The 18420-nt window shown below is 62.8% G+C and carries 11 protein-coding genes; 7 read left to right on the top strand and 4 right to left on the bottom strand.

What is annotated here, in order from left to right; genetic code table 11:
• The first annotated feature begins 57 nt into the window (after positions 1-57).
• The 6 genes from KIO74_RS23130 to KIO74_RS23105 all read left to right on the top strand — a co-directional run bounded on the left by KIO74_RS23130 (position 58) and on the right by KIO74_RS23105 (position 8526).
• The gene (locus KIO74_RS23130; protein ID WP_213337146.1) at positions 58-1614 is read left to right on the top strand and encodes an ABC transporter substrate-binding protein; all 1557 of its coding nucleotides are present in this window, start codon (positions 58-60) and stop codon (positions 1612-1614) included.
• Entirely contained in the window at positions 1611-2528 is a 918-nt protein-coding gene (locus KIO74_RS23125; protein ID WP_213337143.1) for an ABC transporter permease, read from the top strand. Before KIO74_RS23130 ends, KIO74_RS23125 begins: the two co-directional genes overlap by 4 nt.
• Positions 2521-3426, top strand: coding sequence for an ABC transporter permease (locus KIO74_RS23120; RefSeq protein WP_213337140.1), 906 nt, complete (start codon positions 2521-2523; stop codon positions 3424-3426). The genes KIO74_RS23125 and KIO74_RS23120 overlap by 8 nt, the downstream gene beginning before the upstream one ends.
• A gap of 9 nt (positions 3427-3435) precedes the next feature.
• Positions 3436-5280 (top strand): hydantoinase B/oxoprolinase family protein, encoded by a 1845-nt coding sequence (locus KIO74_RS23115; protein WP_213337137.1) that lies wholly within the window; start codon positions 3436-3438, stop codon positions 5278-5280.
• Positions 5280-6086, top strand: coding sequence for an alpha/beta fold hydrolase (locus tag KIO74_RS23110; protein WP_213337135.1), 807 nt, complete (start codon positions 5280-5282; stop codon positions 6084-6086). The genes KIO74_RS23115 and KIO74_RS23110 overlap by 1 nt, the downstream gene beginning before the upstream one ends.
• 361 nt (positions 6087-6447) lie before the next feature.
• Positions 6448-8526 (top strand): hydantoinase/oxoprolinase family protein, encoded by a 2079-nt coding sequence (locus tag KIO74_RS23105; RefSeq protein ID WP_213337133.1) that lies wholly within the window; start codon positions 6448-6450, stop codon positions 8524-8526.
• Positions 8527-8578: 52 nt separating this feature from the next.
• Here KIO74_RS23105 and KIO74_RS23100 read toward each other — a convergent pair whose 3' ends face one another.
• The 4 genes from KIO74_RS23100 to KIO74_RS23085 all read right to left on the bottom strand — a co-directional run bounded on the left by KIO74_RS23100 (position 8579) and on the right by KIO74_RS23085 (position 15336).
• Positions 8579-11920 (bottom strand): glycosyl hydrolase, encoded by a 3342-nt coding sequence (locus KIO74_RS23100; RefSeq protein ID WP_213337131.1) that lies wholly within the window; start codon positions 11918-11920, stop codon positions 8579-8581.
• A gap of 303 nt (positions 11921-12223) precedes the next feature.
• Entirely contained in the window at positions 12224-13054 is an 831-nt protein-coding gene (locus KIO74_RS23095; protein WP_213337129.1) for a carbohydrate ABC transporter permease, read from the bottom strand.
• Positions 13047-13994, bottom strand: coding sequence for a carbohydrate ABC transporter permease (locus KIO74_RS23090; RefSeq protein ID WP_213337127.1), 948 nt, complete (start codon positions 13992-13994; stop codon positions 13047-13049). Before KIO74_RS23090 ends, KIO74_RS23095 begins: the two co-directional genes overlap by 8 nt.
• A 70-nt stretch (positions 13995-14064) precedes the next feature.
• On the bottom strand, positions 14065-15336 hold the full coding sequence (locus tag KIO74_RS23085; protein WP_213337125.1) for an ABC transporter substrate-binding protein: 1272 nt from the start codon (positions 15334-15336) through the stop codon (positions 14065-14067).
• 333 nt (positions 15337-15669) lie between these two features.
• On the opposite strand from KIO74_RS23085, the gene KIO74_RS23080 reads away from it, so the two are divergent.
• Positions 15670-18318: a glycosyl hydrolase gene (locus KIO74_RS23080; protein ID WP_213337123.1), complete on the top strand. Its 2649-nt coding sequence runs from the start codon at positions 15670-15672 to the stop codon at positions 18316-18318.
• Positions 18319-18420 lie beyond the last annotated feature (102 nt).

The following is an 18420-nucleotide window of genomic DNA, read 5'->3' as shown; positions in this document are numbered from 1 at the left end:
TGACATAACTAGTGTCTGGGTGCTGAACAAAAAAATCCAACCGAGGGGATGGAGCTTATGAGAGCGTTTCTCACGCAGACCCGTCTTGTCGCCAAAGCTCTTGTACATGCCGCGCCGGTTGCCGCGGCCGTCGCAATTTTCACCGCCGCGCCCGTCTGGGCCGCTCCGCTTGGCGATGTGACGATCGCCACGCATCTCGATCTGACGACGCTGGATGGCTCGCAGAATGTGACCGGCTGGCACCGTTGGGTCTTCCGCAACCTTTATGACCCGCTGATCACGCTCGACAAGTCGGGCAAGCTTGCTCCGGCCCTTGCGGAAAAATGGGAGCGGATCGACGAGGAAACCTGGCGCTTCCACCTGCGCAAGGGCGTCAAGTTCCACAACGGCGAGCCGTTCACCGCCGACGCTGTCCGCTTCTGGCTGGAGCAGGCCAAGCGACCGGAGTCGCAGGCGAGAGGCTCCCTGACCCTGATCAAGGAAGCGGGGGTCGTCGACGATTTCACGGTCGATTTCATCACAGACGGTCCAGTCTCCTATCTTCTGGAGACGATCGCTGACCGTGTGTCCGCGATACCGCCCAAGTATTATGAGGAAGTCGGCCCGCAAGCCTTCGCCTTGAAACCCGTCGGGACGGGCGCCTACAAATTCGTGAGCTGGCGCCGCGGAGACCGTGTTGTTCTGGAAGGGAACGCCGATTACTGGGGTGGCGCCCCCAAGGCGGACAAGCTGACCTTCTGGGTGGTGCCAGATGCGTCCGCGCGTGCGGCTGCGGCCCTCAATGGCGAGGCTTCGATCGCGGCGAATATCGCCCCACTGGAGACGCCGCGTTTCAAGGGCTCAACCGTCGCGCGCATTGAGGCGACAGAATCGGGCAATCGTCCCATCTGGGGTGGCCTTGTCTATGATCGCCCGATCTTCCGCGACAAGCGCGTGCGGGAGGCGGTCAATCTCGCCGTGAACAGGCAGGCGATCGTCAATCGTCTTCTGCGCGGCTTCGGCAAGCCGATGGGGCAGCTCTGCGCCTCGTCGATGGGCTGCTTCGACAGCAAGATCGAGGCGATGCCCTATGATCCGGAGCGTGCCAAGAAGCTTTTGGACGAGGCCAACCTGCAGGACAAGTCGATCATCCTGCATGCTCCGCAGGGACCGGTGCCGCTCTCGTCCGAACTCACGCAAGTCATTGCCTCCGATCTTCAGAAGGTCGGATTTACGGTCAAGATCCAGATCGACGAGGCTTCGCAATATTCGGCGAAACTCTACGATTTCAAGGGAAACCAGAAGGATGTCGGCGACATCTTCATCTATTTCTACCAGGGTGGACCGGGATCGGAGACGACAATTCGTTCGCTGACACATTCGAAGGGCAACTGGAACTGGTCACATTACGTCAGCCCGGAAGTCGACGGCTGGTATGAATCCTCGCGCCGCGAATTCGATCCCGAGAAGCGTGACGCGGAGCTGCAAAAGATATCCGCGCAGGTTCGGGCGGATATTCCGTGGCTGTTCCTGTATGAGCCTCTGTCGATCTGGGCGGTGAACAACAAGATTGCCTGGAAGGCGCGTTCCGACGACCAGATCATCGTTCAAGACATGGAACCGGCTTCGAAATGACCTGGTTTATTCTGCGGCGCGTGGCCAGCGCGCTCGTGGTGATCGTCGGGGTGGTGACGGTGATCTTCATCCTGTCCCGCCTGGTCGGTGACCCCGTAGCGCTGATGATCCAGCCCGGCATGACCGATGCAGACGTCGCACAGTTGCGGGCGGTATGGCATCTCGACGATCCCATCATCGCGCAATACTGGCGGTTCCTGAGTTCGGCGCTGGAGGGAGACTTCGGGCTGTCGATCTGGCAATCGCAGCCAGCTTTGGGGCTTGTCCTGGAGGCGTTGCCGGCCACCCTGCTGTTGACCGCGAGCGCGCTTGGTTTCGCGCTCGTACTCGGGGGCATCTTCGGGGCACTGAGCGCCATCTACAAGGGGAGCCTTCTGGATCGCGGCATCATGGGGCTCACTCTTTTCGGCCAGTCCATGCCCAATTTCTGGCTCGCCCTGATGCTGATTCTCGTCGTCTCGACGCATTGGAAGTTGTTGCCGCCAGCCGGCTTCGGCGAGCCCCGCTATCTCGTCCTGCCCATGATCGCGCTCGGTCTTTTCCCGCTGGCGCGGCTGACGCGGCTGATCCGCTCCGAACTGCTTGACGTGCTCGGCCAGGACTATATCCGCACGGCTCGCAGCAAAGGCGTCCCGACGGGACAGATCCTCCTGCGTCATTGCCTGGGTAATATCGCGATCTCATTGATCACGGTGCTCGCGGTCGATTTTGCCCTGTTGATGGGCGGCGCTGTCGTCACGGAAACGATTTTCGCCTGGCCCGGTATGGGGAGGTTGATGATCCAGGCGATCGAGCGTCGAGATTTTCCTGTCATGCAGGCCGGCGCCTTCGTTGTCGCGATGGTCGTGGTGCTGACGAGCCTCGCGGCGGACCTCGCCTATGCGGCGGTCAATCCGAAGGTGCGCTATGCCTGAATTGGCCGATAGCCTGCCCGTGAAGATCGAGGCGGCGCCTGTCCGCAGCCGGCGGCGCCTGTTCCGCCGCATCAGGCCGGCTGCGATCCTCAGCGCCGTGTTCCTTGCCCTCATTGCTTTCTGCGCCCTGACGGCGCCCCTCATCGCCCCGTTCGACCCGATGAGCGCTGACATCATGGCCAACCTCATGCCGCCATCGCTGACCGGTGAGGACGGACTTCCGCCGCACGTATTCGGGACTGACGTGCTGGGCCGCGATATTCTCAGCGGCGTGATCTATGGCACGCGGGTCTCGCTCATCGTGGCCATCTCGTCGGTGCTCGGCGCGGGAGTTCTTGGGACGCTGATTGGTTTGATAGCCGGCTATGCGCGCGGCTGGACCGATGAAGTGATCATGCGCCTCGTTGATGTTCAACTGGCGTTTCCCTTCATCCTGCTTGCGATCATGATCATGTACATCCTCGGCCCGGGCCTCTGGAACGTCGTGATCGTGCTGATCATTGCCAAATGGCCGATCTATGCGCGCGTTGCCCGGGCGGAAGCGATGCGGCACGCCGAAAGCGAGTTCGTGCTCGCGGCGCGTTGTATTGGCGCCGGGCGACTTCGCATTCTGTTACGGCACATCTTGCCGAATGCTTTGACACCTTTGATCGTCGTCGCGGCTTTCGCGGTGCCGCAGATGATCATCTATGAGGCTGCGCTGAGCTTTCTGGGGCTCGGTCTGCCGCCTGATCAAATATCCTGGGGATCGATGCTCTCGGCCGGTCGCAGCGTGCTGGACCAGGCCTGGTGGGGCGCGACCTTCCCGGGGCTCGCCATCATGTTCACCGTGCTCAGCATCAACATCCTCGGCGAGACGCTGCGGGAATGGGCCGGGCCGGATTTGAGCCGGGATTGAGAGGACATCATGCATCATCCGGGCACCGCCCTATCGTCGGCTGGGAAGCCGGCATTGGACCCGATCACCGTGGAGATCGTACGCGGCGCGCTGCGCTCCGCGCAACTTGAGATGGGCTCGCTGCTGGAACGCACCGCGATGTCGCCTGTCATCCGTGAGAAGCAGGACTACTTCACAGGCCTTGTTGATCGAGACCTCAATCTTCTCATCGGCACCAAGATGCCGTCCGGCGGCCGCATCGTTCCGCCGGTGTTGAAGCAGTATCCGATCTCCGCGATGCGGCCGGGCGATATTTTTCTCTACAACGATTGCTACGGCACCAATGGCGCCGTGTCGCATTCGCCGGACATGGTCTTCGTCACGCCGGTTTTCATCGATGATGTGGTCGAAGGCTTCGTCTTCGCCTGGGCGCATTTCATCGATATCGGCGGGTCTCACTCCAGCTCGACGACGCCGGACACGGAGAACATCTTCCAGGAAGGGGTGATCGTCCCCATCGTCCGGCTCTGTCAGGATGGTATCATCAATGACGACATCTTCCGCATGTTCGTCAGCAACTCACGCTTCCCGGAGATCGTGCGGGGCGACGTCCGCTCGATGATCGCGGCGGTACAGCTCGGCGAGCGGCGCCTGCGCGAGGTTCTCGAGCGGTTCGGTGTGGAGCGGGCTTATGGGGCGTTCGACAGCTTGATCGCCAGCACCAAGAGGACGGTTCATCAGCGCATGCACGCGGCTTTTCCGCCCGGGCGCTATCGCTTTGCCGACGTGGTCGACGACGACGGCATGGGTTCGGGTCCGCTCGCCGTGCGCATGACGATGGAGTCCGACGGCGAGCGTCTGGTCCTCGACGCGACCGCCAGCGACGACCAGACGCGTGGGCCGGTCAATTTCCTGATGAGCAGCGTCATTCCGAGCATGGTCTTCGGTCTGTTCATGACAGCGGAAAGCCCGGATCTTCTGCCTAACGAAGGCCTGTTGCGCAATATTGATGAACTGAAGCTGCGGCCGGGCAGTATTCTGCAGCCCAAATATCCCGCCCCGCTTGGCCAGCGCGCGACGACGTCGCGCCGGGTGCACACCACCTGCTACGGCCTCGTCGGCGTCGCCGATCCCGCGAGGGGGCATGCGTCGAGCTCGGCCTATTCGCTCGGCAAGATTTCCGGCATCCGCGAGGGCTCGGGCAAGAGCTATCTCAAGACGATGGGTTTCGGCGTCGGGCAGGGCGCGCGGCCCTACGCCGATGGTATCGATGCCGTTTATTACATCGCGCAGCGGAACTTTCCCGTCGAGTTCGCCGAGATGAACTATCCCGTGCGCATTCGCCGCTATGGGATACACCTTGACTCCGGCGGTCCGGGGCGGTGGCGCGGTGGCTGCGGCATCGTGCGCGAGGTGGAACTCCTCGGCGACAGTGCGACGCTTATGCTCCGCCTGACAAATTGCATTCATCCGCCCTTCGGGATCAACGGCGGCATGTCCGGCCGCGCTGGGCGCTTCACCATGAACCCCGGCACGCCGCGCGAGCGCGAGCTTCCCTATCTCGCGGAGGGGGTGCCCATGGAGCGCGGAGATATCCTGCGTATCGAGACGCCCGGTGGCGGCGGGGTCGGCCATCCCTTCGACAGGCCGGTCGATCTCGTTCTGCGCGATGTGCTGGGTGAGTTTGTCAGCATCGAGAGCGCCCGTGACGATTATGGGGTCATTGTCGACCTCGACGCTGAAGCCGTCGATCTCGCGGCCACGGAGGCACTGCGTCGGGAACGACGCTGGCCCACGAAGCTCGTCCACCGCAATGGCTATTACGACGAGGACGGCTGGTATGAAGCCTCCTTTAAACTCAAGGAAACCGCCTGATGCCGAAGGCCAAAGTATCCGACATCGAGATGTACTATGAGATTGCCGGCGAGGGCCCGCCGTTGCTGATGAGCAGCGGATGGTCGCTAGCCGGGCGCAATTTCGGAAGCAGTCATCCGATCCTCTCGCAGAAATACATGTGCATTCGCCATGACCACCGTTGCATGGGACGCACCGATGCGCCGGACGGGCCGCTGACTCTGGAGCAGATGGCCGACGATCTGGCGGGACTGCTCGACCATTTGAAGATCGAGCGCACGCGCATGATCGGTGGCGGGGGCATGGGCGCCCGCGTCGCCATGGCGCTTGCCATCCGTCATCCCGATCGCATCTCCGCGCTGGAACTGGGCTCCGCGGTGCTTAAATCCGACAATTTCAGCGCCTCGCTCGCACGGGTCTGGAAGCGTATGCGCGCGCTCGATCCGGAACTATGGGCGGAGGAAGTCACGCTCTGGTCTTACACGCCCAACACTTACAATACGCGGCCTGACATCCCGGAGAAGGCCTTCCGCGGCCGCGCCGGGGAGAATACCTTCCCCGCGCCGCAAGCCTACGACCGTATCGTCGATGCGATGCTCGCCTTCGATGTGCGCGATACGGCCTGCCAGATCAAATGCCCGACGCTTATCACGTCAGGCGGTATCGAGGATCTATTTTCAGGTCCGCGTTATGCACGCGCGGTGCATGCGGCTATTCCAAACTCCGTTCTCAAGATATTCGAGGGGGCGGCGCATGGTTATACCGGCGAGTGTCATAATGAATACATCAAGCTTGTGCTCGATTGGTTTGAGAAGCACGGCGATTAGGGCGATTTCCGAGTTCATTGAAGCGCTCGAACTTCGCCGTTATGGCCGGGTTCATCCCTGAAGTCGGGCTTGCCCGACTTCAGCTTGTCCACTGCGGAACTCGGCAACAGCCGAGTTCCTTGGCCATCCCGATCAGTAAGGGGCCGCGCATTTCCGACCGGGATCCCCGGCACGAGGCCGGGGATGACGTCGGTGGATCAGGCGTTTCACATTGATCGGAAACCGCTTTAACCCCCTCCGTGGGTGGACGATCCCACGGGCCGGAACGCCATCGTATTGCGCCAGCAGGCCCAGGGAAGCGGTTCGGTCCGCTTCTCAGGACGAACATGATTTGTCATAGGTCATCCCCATAGGTCATCCGATGTCCCTCCATCAAGAACGAACCCGCCGGACACTTTCGCTCGGCATCGATACCGGCGGCACTTTCACCGATGTTTCCCTGGTGGATCGCGCCGATGGCAGGGAGTGGAAGGCCAAGGTGCCCTCGACGCCCGATGATCCATCGCGCGGCTTCATCGATGGCGTGAAGAAGGTGCTCGCCCTGGCCGGCGCGCCAGCTAGCGAGGTGAGCCACGTCTTCCACGGCACGACGGTTGCGACGAATGCCATCCTTGAGATGCGCGGCGCCGATTGCGCGCTCATCACGACGCGTGGCTTCAAACATGTGCTGGAGATTGGGCGGCACGACATTCCGCGTTCCGCCAACATGTTCTCGTGGGTGAAGCCGACTCGGCCCATCCCGCCGCAGCGGATCTTCGAAGTCGCTGGCCGCATCGATTTCAACGGCGCGGAGATCGAGCCGCTCGCCGAGGATGAGATCCGGGCTGCGGCGAGGAAGATCCACGCGAAAGGCATCCGCTCCATCGCGGTGTGCTACCTGCACGCCTATGCCAGCGGCGCGCATGAAGAGCGCACGCGGGATATCCTCGTCGCGGAAATTCCGGACGCGCAGATCTCGCTCTCAAGCGAAGTGCTGCCGACTTTCCGGGAGTTCGAACGCAGCATGACGACCGCGCTCAACGCCTATGTGATGCCGCTGATATCCGACTACGTCGGGCGTCTGGAGGCGAGGCTCCGCGACGAAGGCATAGACACGGCGCGCCTTCTGCTCGTGAAGTCGAACGGCGGCGTCACCGGCGTCGATACCATTCGGCACGAGCCGATCCAGACGGCGCTGTCCGGCCCGGCGGCCGGCGTCATCGGCGCCCAGCATATCGGTAATCTCGCCGGCGAGAGCAAGCTCATCACGCTCGATATCGGCGGCACATCGGCGGATATCTGTCTCATCGAGGGCGAGCGGCCCGCCATTACGTCAGAGGGCACCGTCGGCCAGTGGCCGGTACATCTGCCGATGATCGCCATTCACACCATCGGCGCGGGCGGCGGTTCCATCGCGCGGGTGTCGGATGGCGGGCTCGCCGTTGGCCCCGCCAGCGCTGGCGCGCAACCCGGCCCCGCCTGTTATGGACGCGGCGGCACCGAACCGACCGTGACGGATGCCCATCTTGTCCTCGGGCATCTGCCGGAGCGGCTTCTGCACGGCGCGATGTCGCTCGACATCGATGCCGCTTCGCGCGCGGTCGAAAGGGTCGCGCGTGCGCTCGGCACGAGCCTCCATGACACGGCACGCGGCATCATCGACGTGGCGAACAACAACATGATTGGCGCGATCCGTGTTGTGTCGGTGGAGCGCGGTCATGATCCCAAGGATTTCGCGCTGGTGCCATTTGGCGGAGCCGGCCCGCTGCATGGCGGCTTCATCGCGCGCCTGCTAGGCATGAAATCCACCATCGTCGGGCTTGGTTGCGGCGTGCTGTCGAGCAAGGGCCTGCTGATCGCCGATCTCAAGAGCGACTTCAGCCGCACGCTGCTGCTGCGGCCTCCCTATGGCGATCTCTCGCGTCTCGACCAGTTGTTCCGGGAACTGGGGCAGCGCGCACGCGACTGGCTCGACGCGGAGGGGATCGCACCCGAAGGGCAGGAGATCAGCCGTTTCGTGAGTTTTCGTTATGAGAACCAGGGCTATGAGCTCGACGTGCCATGGCAGGGGGAAGCCGTCTCGCAGGATGCGCTCGCCAGGGCGATCGACGCCTTCCACGCGCTGCACAGGCGTCTCTACACCTTCGACCAGAAGGATGCCCCAGTCGAACTCACGGGGGTGCGTGTCAACGCGACCGGCCGGCTGGCAAAGCCGCAGGCCGCGCCGATCGAGGCCGGCGCAAGCGTGGACGACGCGCGTTCCGGCAGCCAGAAAGTCTACCATTCCGGCGAATGGCTGGCCTGCGACGTCTACGACCGCAGCCGACTGCCGATAGGCGGCGTCATCGCCGGGCCTGCCATCGTCGAGCAGATGGACGCGACCACCTTCCTCTTGCCCGGGCAAGTCTGCCGCATGGATTCCCATGGCAACCTGATCATCACGGAACGCAGCGCCGGATGACGCCTGGCCGGCAGCCCGCGGAGATCCTCCGCGGGCGCTGCCGTCGTTGCTGTCAGCGGGAAGACAGGACTTTTATGCGCACCGGGCCGAGGAGGCCCGAGGGCAGGAGCGGCGAATCCTTCCGATACACGGGGAAGACCGTGAAGCTGATGGTTTCGCCCGTCTCCTTAGCGATTTCGTCGCCGATCATCCGGTTGACCCAGAGATTGGTGACATCGACCTCGAGATCATTGTCGCCGTCGCGGACATGGTCGGTGATATCGACCTCGTAGGGTTCGGCCCAGCGCAGGCCGACCGGCTTGCCATTGAGACGGACGGCGGCGATCTCGCGAACGCTGCCGAGATCGAGGATCAGCCGCTCGCCGTGCTGCCGGGCGCCTTGCGGCAAGGCGAAGCGTTTTGCATAGGTAGCGGTGCCGGAGAAGTGGCGGATGCCGGCATCCGTGCTTTCATTCCAGGCTTCGAGATGCGCGAACGTCGCCTCGGCGGGCGCGCCGCGCTTCGGCTGGAAGCGCAGGTTCCATTCGCCCGCGAGCTCGAACAGCGTCCGCAGCGTCGGCGCGGAGGCCGGGGCCGTACGGGCGCGGCCATTGCTCAGCACCACGAAGACGGTCTCCCTTGGCCGCAAGGTGAGCGGAACGACCGTGCGGTCGCCTTCAGTGTGGGCGTGGACCGGTGTGATGCGTCCGGTTTCGGGATGCCAGATTTCGGCTGAGCCACGACTGACCCTGAGACTGAGGTCGAAGGTCGCATCGGTCGCGACGCGGCTATTGACGAAATAGATGTCGAGATCGGGCGTTTGCCGGTGCACGAACAGGAGCTTGTGCGCCGGATCGGCGCGCGTGTAGTCGAAGTCCGGGTGAAGGCCGAGCGCGGCCAGGGCTTGCGGCAATCTGCGGCCCTGATAGAGGCGTCCCCGGCCGATACCGCGCAGGCCGCGTGTCTCGTGATCGCCCCATAGCTCGCTGACCAGCGCGGCGAAGGCCTCGCGATCGTCGGCCTGGCTTGGCGTGAAGCGCGGACGCTCGCCGATGACGGTGGCGCCGGCGGTGATAAGCGTCTTCAGCTTCTTGAGCACCGGCAGGGTCAGCGCCAAGCTGTTGCCACCGAGATAAAGCACGCGATAGCGCATGCCGCTCGGCGTCGTGAGCCTGCCGTCCTCGACGGAGAAGAGATCGAGCAGGGCGTTGTCGTTCACGAAGTCAAAGGCGTAGCCCTCGGGCATATCCGTGAACTTGTCGTGGGCGTAAAGGCCGGTGATGGGCGCCTCCTGCCCATAGAAATAGGCAATGTCGGCGGCGAAGCAGCCCGCCTGAAGGAGGTGTGAGCAACGCGCGAGATAGCTGACCCAGGCCTGCCCCGCAGGCTCCGCCCAGGTGTCATTGCGGTTAAAGTGCTGGCCGTAGGGGCCGAGCGTGAGGCCGGGCGCCGCATCCGCCAGCGGCTGGTGCACGGAGGTATGGATGACGAAGCGGTTGACGCCGAGCGCCATCATCTCGTCGGCGACAGGCTTCAGCGAGCGGGGGCTGTCGCTCCAGCCGCTGAGATCGCCGTTGGTGGTCATCGCCTCGGCCGCGACGAGGTTCTGGCCGTAGAGATGCGCGACCGAGGCCGTCTCCTGCAGGTCGACGCCGTAGTTCGGGATGTCCTCGCCGTGCTCGCGCCGCACCCAAAAGGCGCCCATCGGCACGTCGGAGCGCTCCTTGAAGGCCATGCCGTCGCCGATGGTCGGGCGTTCCCGCTCCATGGATTCGCAATAATGCAGCATGCCGTGGGCATGGAGGGTGTCGGCGATCTCGCCGTAATGGTTCTTGACCACGAGGTCGCCGATGGCCCGGCGGAAGTCCCAGAGGAACCCCTCCGATTCCGCCACGCCGTCGACCACATAGCCGAACAGGGCCGGCATGAACGGCAGCAGCGGATAGCCGCACTCCGCCGCGAAGAGGGCCGGCATGTCCTCCGTCCAGTTCTGGGTGCCAGCCTCCCAGCTGTCGGTGATCATGGCGGCAATGCCGTGCTTGCCCAAAGGCGCGCCGGAGGCATCGGCATATTGCGCGAGATACGTGTCGAGATAGGCCTTCACATGGGTCCGGTTGAGCTTGTCCACTTCAAGGCCCGTCGCCTCCGGTGAGGCCGGATGGTTCTTGGTGCCGACCAGCGAATAGCCGACGCGCAGCACGACCCATTGACCGTCCGGCGCGGTCCAGTCGAGCGCGGCCGTCTCAGGCGTGAAACGATCCGTCAGGTCAATGACATCGGCTGCGTTGACGATCGCGTCCGGCGAGGCGGGATGGCTGGGAAAGGCATAGAAGTCGTTCAGGGTGCCGAAGCCCGCTTTCTCCTCGAAGCGGTTGATGCGTGCCCCGCCGCGCAACACCAGCTGGCTGACGCGGTGGGCATTGGGCCGCTCATTGAAACGGAAAGGCGAGGCTCGGAAATCGAGCGCCTCCGGCGGATTGGTGAAGTTCACCCGGAAGAAGCGCGCCGTCGTCGGCGCAATCGAGAGTGTGTGCTGCGGTGCGGAACTGCGCCCGAGCTCGTAGCCGGGAACCTCGGCGACGGGATGGAACGTGACGCCGTCGTCGCTTGCCTCGAGAGTGCCGAGAGGCGGCGCCTGCCGCCGCACCTTGGGCTTGGCCCAGTTGTCCGGCGCCACCGCGACGCTGAGGGAGCGGATGGTCTGGGCTGAGCCGAAGTCGAACTGGATAGTGGCATGAGGCTCGCCGGGCACGATCGGCAGATCGACAGCGCTGACATAGTCGTTGTCGGAGAGAATAGCGGGATCGACGGCACCGGCGCTCGATGTCACCGCTGGAGTAGGCAATGCGTCGTGCTCACAGGCGGGGAGAGGAAAGGCAACGACGCGGACGTCGCGATAGAACGGGTCGAGCGGCTTTGGTCCCTGGGTGCCGAGGGAGCCGACATGGCCGGCATTGGGAAAGTTCTGGAAGGTGCCGGCCACGTCATGGGGAGGGGGCAGAGCGGGCGCTGCGTCGCCACCCCTGACGATGGTCTCGCTCCAGACCAGCTTTTTCATGGCCTGGTCTGGGCTGACCCAGGGGCCGCCTGTCTCACTCCAGCCCGGCGAGCCGGCGATCGCCATCTCGAAGCCGAATTCACGGCCGAGATCGACCGCATATTTCAGCGCGTCCTTCCATGGCGCGGTCATGTAGGTCAGGCGCTCGGGCACTACCTGCGGTGTGTTCCAGCCGGCATCGAACATCTGGAAGCCGCCGATACCGACACGGTTCATCCATTCAAGATCGAGCTTAATGCCCTCTTTCGCGATGTTGCCGTTCATCCAGTGCCACCACACGCGCGGCCTGGCGGCGTTGGGCGGCGTGATAAAGCCAGCTTCCAGTTCGCTGCGTGTTGCGCGAGCGGTTTCCGACATATCCGTTTCCTTCCCTGATCGTCCGTGACGGCGCGCGTCATCGTGCCGCGATCGTGCGGAGCGCATGCCGTTCCGGAATTCCGACGTTGCAATCGAACTCTTGTGAACTCTTGCGAAATATTGGCGCGGATCCGCGCGGTCCGGGTGTTCTAGGACCAATCGACATTCAGCGCTGTCAGCTGTCATGGCCGGGCTTGTCCCGGCCATCTCGATGAATGGAAGCGCCTTTCCGGTCGGGATCACCGGGACAAGCCCGGTGATGACAATGGTATCTCTTGGGCCATCCCTGAATGTCGATCGATCCTAACCTTTGATGCCGCTGGCGAAGCCCTTGATCATGTTCCTCTGCAGGAAGAGGAAGGCCAGCATAACCGGAGCGATGCCGATGAGAAGCGCGGCGAAGACGATGCCCCATTGCGTCACGTATTGGTCGACGAAGGCATAGATCGCGACCGGCACCGTCGCCCAGCTCGAACCGCTGAGATAGAGGAGCGGCGTCATGAAGTCGTTCCAGATGAAGACGCCGTTGAGGATCAGCACCGTGCCGGTGATCGGCCGCAACATCGGCAGGATGATGTGGATGAAGGCGACGAGATCGCTCGCGCCATCGATCCGGGCGGCCTCCTCATAGGTCCTTGGAATGGTCCTGATGAACCCGGCATAGAGGAAGATGGTGAAGGGCAGCTGCAGCCCGGAATAGAACAGGATGAGCGACAGCGGTGAACCCAGCAGACCCATGTCGCGCATCAGCTGATAGAGCGGAATGAGCGCAAGCTGGAAAGGCAGGATCAAGCCGGTCAGGAAGAAGAGATAAAGCCCATAGCCGAGCCGCGGCTTGCATCGCGCCACGAAATAGGCGGCAAGCGATCCGACCGCGACAAGGACGACGAGGCTGCCGGCGACGACCGTGACGCTCGATATGAGCGCGTCGGCGAGATAGGCGTCGTGCCAGGCGGTCTGGAAGTTCCCGAGATAGGGATCGCTTGGCGGAGACAGCGGCGCCTCGCGCCACTCCGCCTGCGATTTGAATGCGAGGACCACAAGAATGTAGATCGGAAAGGCGAAGACTGCCGCGAGGGCGATCATCGCCACTTCGAGCGCGAAGGTCCCGAATGTATAGCGGCGGTCATCCACTGGGGATCTCCCTGCGTCTCAGAATATGCGTGGCAGCGAAGACGATGGCGGCGACGAGAAGGGCGAAAACAAGAGCAGTCGCTGACCCATAGCCGTATTCGCCAAACTGGAAGCTTGTCTTGTAGATGATGGTGGATAGGGTTTCCGTTGCATAGCCCGGACCACCGCCAGTCAATACATAGATCTGGTCGAAGAATTTGAGGCCCTGGACAAGGCCGATGACCACATTGACTGTCATGGCCGGCGCGAGCAGCGGCAGGATGATGTAGCGCAGCCGCGCCGAACTTGAGGCGCCGTCGATCTTCGCGGCCTCGATCAACTCCTTCGGCACGCCCTGCAGGCCAGCGAGGAAGATGACCATGGCGAGGCCCACCGAGCCCCAACCGGTGACGAAGATGACAGAAAACAGGGCGAGCGTCGGTTCACCGAGCCATTGCTGGGCCCAGCTTGGCGGCCCGATCAGTTTGATGATCTGATTAAGTGCCCCTGTCGTGGAGAAAATATATTTCCACGAAAAGGACATGATCACGGGCGTGAGAACGACCGGCATGAAGAAGATCATGCGCAGGAAGTTCCTGCTCTTTATTTCGCTGTCGAGCGCGAGTGCGAGAAGAAGCCCGACGATGATTTTGCCCGCGACCAAGGCGAAGGCCATGATCAGCGTGGTGCTGATAGCGGACATCGCCTGTGGGTCGCCGAACATGCGCTGGAAATTGGCGAAACCGACATAACTATAGTCGGGTGTGAGACCATTCCAGTTGGTGAACGCATATCCTGTGCCGGACAGCATCGGATAGACGATGATCAGGCAATAGAGCATCAGAGCGGGGATAACGAACCACCAGCTCAATCCGGCATTGAACAGACCACCGAAATTCCACGTTTTTCGCATGCTTGGCGTCTTCGTTGGGAAATCAGCGGTGTCGGCGATGCTGCTCATGGGAATAGCCGCCTTTCATGAGACAGGTCAGGCGTCACGACGCCTCATTGCGGAGGAGGGATCATGACCCTCAGCCTGACTGGTAAGCCTGGTCCATGCGCTTCAGGACGTCGGCGATGGTGGCCGAGCCCGCAAAGAGCTCCTGGATGCCGCTGAAATGGGTTTGCTGCACACGCGCGTTCGGCCACTTATTGTCCATGAACATCGCGATCTTGCCGCTGTTCACCATCTGCATGACGTCTGTGAAGATCGGATCGTACGTCACGTCCTTGCCGAGAACGGGCAGGTCGAGCTCGCTCCCCATCAGGCTCAGCATCTCAGGTGAGCCCATGAACTTGAGAAAGGCGAGGGCCGCCTCGGGGTTCCGCGTCTTGGCATTGATGCCGAGACTGTTGCCGAGGCTCGACGGCACCCGGGTCTCCTGCGGATTATCAGTCGCAGGTGTCGGCCAGATGATGAAGTCGCGGTGTCCCGCGAAATTCAGGATGCCCTTGGTGCTGGGGGACGTCAGGATCGACATGGCGGCCTCGCCGCTGCCGACCATTTGCAACGCCTCGTCATAGGAGGTGCCGTTCGGATTGGGGTTGAAGAAACCGCGCTTGTTCAACTCCATGTATTTTTCAAGCGCCTCCCGCCAGCCATCCGAATTGGCGAAGGTGAGCTTGCCAGCGCGCATGTCTTCGGCGAGCGTGGGATTACGGGCGAAGCCCGTGGTGGCGACGAGAGCATAGGTGACGAGCTGGGTAACCCAGGGCGAGCCATTGCCCAGCGCGAGCGGAATCTTGCCCGCGTCCTTCACCTTCTGGCAGAAGGCGAGAAATTCGCTCCATGTCGTGGGCTGCTCTAGGCCGAGCTCCTTGACGACCTTGAGGTTGGCATAGGTCCCGATGAGGCTGACCGTCGTTGGCAGGAAATAGGACTTACCGTTGACGAAGAAGCTCTCCTGAAGCAGCTCCGGCACGGCCGCGCCGAAGTTCTGGCTCGTGAGGTCCATAAGATAGCCGGCAGGCGCGATCTGGCCGACGGAGAGGGGGTTACCGCTGCCGGGCCACACGGTGATAACGTCCGGTGCCGTTCCCGCGCCAAGCTGCACGCGCGTCGTGGTCTGGATCTGGTCGGTATTGGCGAACTCGGTCCGCACGTTGACGCCGGAATTTTTGGCAACGAAGGCCTTTGCGACGGCTTGCACGCCGGCACGCAGCGAGCTGTTGGCATAGACGCGCAGCTGTCCGTCCAGCGCGAACGCCTTTTGGACCGCGAGAGGGCTGAGGCTCAGGGCAGCCGCCAGCTTCAAGATGGTACGGCGAGAATGGATATGCCCTTCGTCGTTCTTCCTAGGCATCGGAACCTCCCTGGCTCCCCTTGAGGGAGCCTATCTTATTGCATTCCGGGGTTCGGCTGATCGTCCCGCGGTTTGCCGCCATTAAGGCGCATGACGGAGGATCAGCGGTGCCCGCGATCAAGAGAGGATCATAACTTGCTAAGGTCCGTCAAGAGCGAGCAAGTTCGATCAAAAGCGATTGACAGATTGGCATCATCCGCAGAAAGCTTCCCTGGTAAGGCGCTGGCGCAGCGTTGACGGCTGCGCGATTGAACGAAAATGAGCGATTTCGAGCGAAATTCATCGGCGCGATAGGCGCCATATCGTCTCGCCGATCGCTTTGACGCAATGGCAATGGCCGGCGAAAAGCCGGACGGGAAGGAAACGCTGGGTAGCATCATGCAAGGCACCGACGTGAATACGATCGCCAATCTGGAGGCCGGTTTCGCCACGCCGCCGGAGGACAGCCGCATCATGATGCGCTGGTGGTGGTTTGGGCCCGTCATCGAGGAGGAGCAACTCGATCGTGAAATGCTGGCCATGAAGGATGCGGGTATCGGCGGCTTTGAGCTCGCCTTCCTGTATCCGATGCATGTCGACGACGAACCCCAGGGCTTCAGGACGCATCGTTTTCTGTCTGACAGCTTCTTGAAGCGCGTGAACTTCGTTTCGCGCCGCGCGCTGGAGCTGGGGCTGCGCATGGACGTGACCATTGGCAGCGGTTGGTCCTACGGCGGGCCCACCATCACGGAGGATCTCGCGGCGCAGCGACTACGCACCGAGGTCCGGGAAGTGGCACCCGGCCGCGATCGTATGGTCCGGCCTGTTCCCTACACGCACGAAAAGCTCGTCGCGGTCCTCGTGGGCAAGGGGTCGAAACAGGAGATGCCCCGCAGTTATGAGGTCGTCGACATCAGCGGCGAAGGAGAGTTGCGGCTGCCGGCCTCCGAGGGGCCGCGCGTGGTGGTCTTCTGTTTTTCCGCGCCAACCGGGCAGGTGGTGAAGCGCGCGACCATCGGGGCCGAGGGCTATGTGCTCGACCATATGAAGCGCGACTCGATCGAGCGCCACTTGGCCGACGTCGGTGACAAGCTCATGGCGGCGGTGGAGCCAGGGAGTGTCCATTCCATCTTCTGTGACAGCCTGGAAGTCTATGGCGGGAACTGGACAGATGACCTTCTCGAAGAGTTCAGGCGCCGCCGCAGCTACGACCTGACACCCTATCTGCCCTTCATCGAGCACCAAATCGGCGAGACCTCGCCTGAAATCCGCCGGGATTTCGGCCGGACGCTGGCGGAGCTCTATGAGGAGAACTTCCTTGTGCCGATGCGGGCCTGGGCTGACCGGCACGGCGTGCATTTCCGTATCCAGAACTATGGCATGCCGCCGGCCTCCATTACGAGCCACCGCCATGCAGGCCTGATCGAGGGCGAAGGCTTCGGCTGGGCCGGCATTCCGCAGACCAAATGGGCGTCGTCAGCCGGGCACCTGTTCGGCAAGCCCGTAATCTCCTCGGAGACATGGACCTGGATCCACTCGCCGTCGTTCCGTGCCACGCCAGTTGATATGAAGGGTGAGGCCGACCAGCATTTTCTTTTGGGAATCAATCAGTTGATCGGCCACGGCTGGCCCTATTCGCCGCCGGAGGCGGGCAAGCCCGGATGGATGCTCTATGCCGCTGGGGCGCTGTCCAACACCAACCCCTGGTGGCCGGTGATGCCGGATCTGGCACGCTATCTCCACCGCGCCAGCTTCCTGCTGCGGCAGGGCGAGCCGGTGGCCTCCGTGGGGCTCTATGCGCCGACCCATGACGCTCTCGGTGATTTTGAGGTCGGCACCAAGGAGTATCTCAACCTTTGGAAACAGACTGAGATCCGCATCGGCAAGGTCATCCCGCGCGCCATTCGCAACGCGGGCTTCGATTTCGACCTGTTTGACGATGGTACGCTGGCGGAGGCTGAGGCGCGGCCGTTCGCCTGCATCGTGCTGCCCAACGTGAGGTTTTTGCCTGAGGACACAAGCCGATGGCTCCAGGCTTTCGCGGCGCGGGGCGGCCAGGTGGTGGCCGTGGGCCGGCGCCCCGAAGGCGCGTGGCCTGGCCTCACTCTCATCGCGGAAGAGGAACTTGCTGCGTGGCTCCCGGGCCATGTCACGCCCGACATGCGGCTCGCCGAGCCGTCGCCGGATGTCGGCTTCGTGCGGCGGCGCCTTAGTGATGGCGACGTCTATTTCGTAGCCAATACAGGCGCGAAGCCCGCCCAGGTCTCGGCGCGCTTTGCTTCCGAGGGGGCGCATATCGAGCTGTGGGATGCCTTGCACGACCGGCGCTTATCCGTCGCGGGGCCGGACGTGGCGCTTGATTTGCCCGCCTATGGCTCGGTCTTCGTCATTCTGCGCGCCTCCGCCGGCGCCCATGTCCCCCCGGCTCCACGCGCCCTGGCGGTGCGGGACAGCAAGCCCTTGCAGGACGGCTGGAGCTTCGCGGCCGATGACGGGGCCGCTCACCCCGTGACACTGCCCCATGATTGGTCGAAAACGCCTGAGCTCGCCCATTTCTCCGGGCGGGGGCGCTATGTCACGCGCCTCAGTCTCGATCGGCCGCTCGATTCCGCAGCGAGAGTCGTGCTCGATTTTGGCGAGGCCGGACCTTATCGCCAGGAACTCAACGAACACGGCACCATTCGCGGCAATTCCTACGCCGCATCGCTGACGCCGCCGCTGCGTGAAGTTGCCGTCGTGCGCGTCAACGGCCGCGAGGTCGGTTCGGTCTTCGCGCCGCCCTATGCAATCGACCTGACGTCAGCATGGCAGGAGGGCGAGAACGAGATCACGATTGATGTCTATAATACGGCCATCAATCTCCTCGCCGAAGGGGGGCGCCTTCCGGACATGGAGCGCCTCGTCGCGCACTATGGGCAGAGGGCACGGCTGCAGGATCTCGATGATCTCAAGCCCTTGCCGTCCGGCCTCGTGACCGTGCCGACGCTCCGGATCCTGGGCTAGCGCTTTCCGACTCTATCCCGAACCGCCATGTTCATGGGTTCCGGGCTCCTCGCTGAGGCGAGGCCCCGGAATGACAAGATGATTCTATCCAAACATAATATC

The organism is Chelatococcus sp. HY11 (assembly GCF_018398335.1).
In the GTDB taxonomy this organism is placed as follows: Bacteria; Pseudomonadota; Alphaproteobacteria; order Rhizobiales; family Beijerinckiaceae; genus Chelatococcus.
This window is presented reverse-complemented; position numbering and strand designations above follow the sequence as displayed.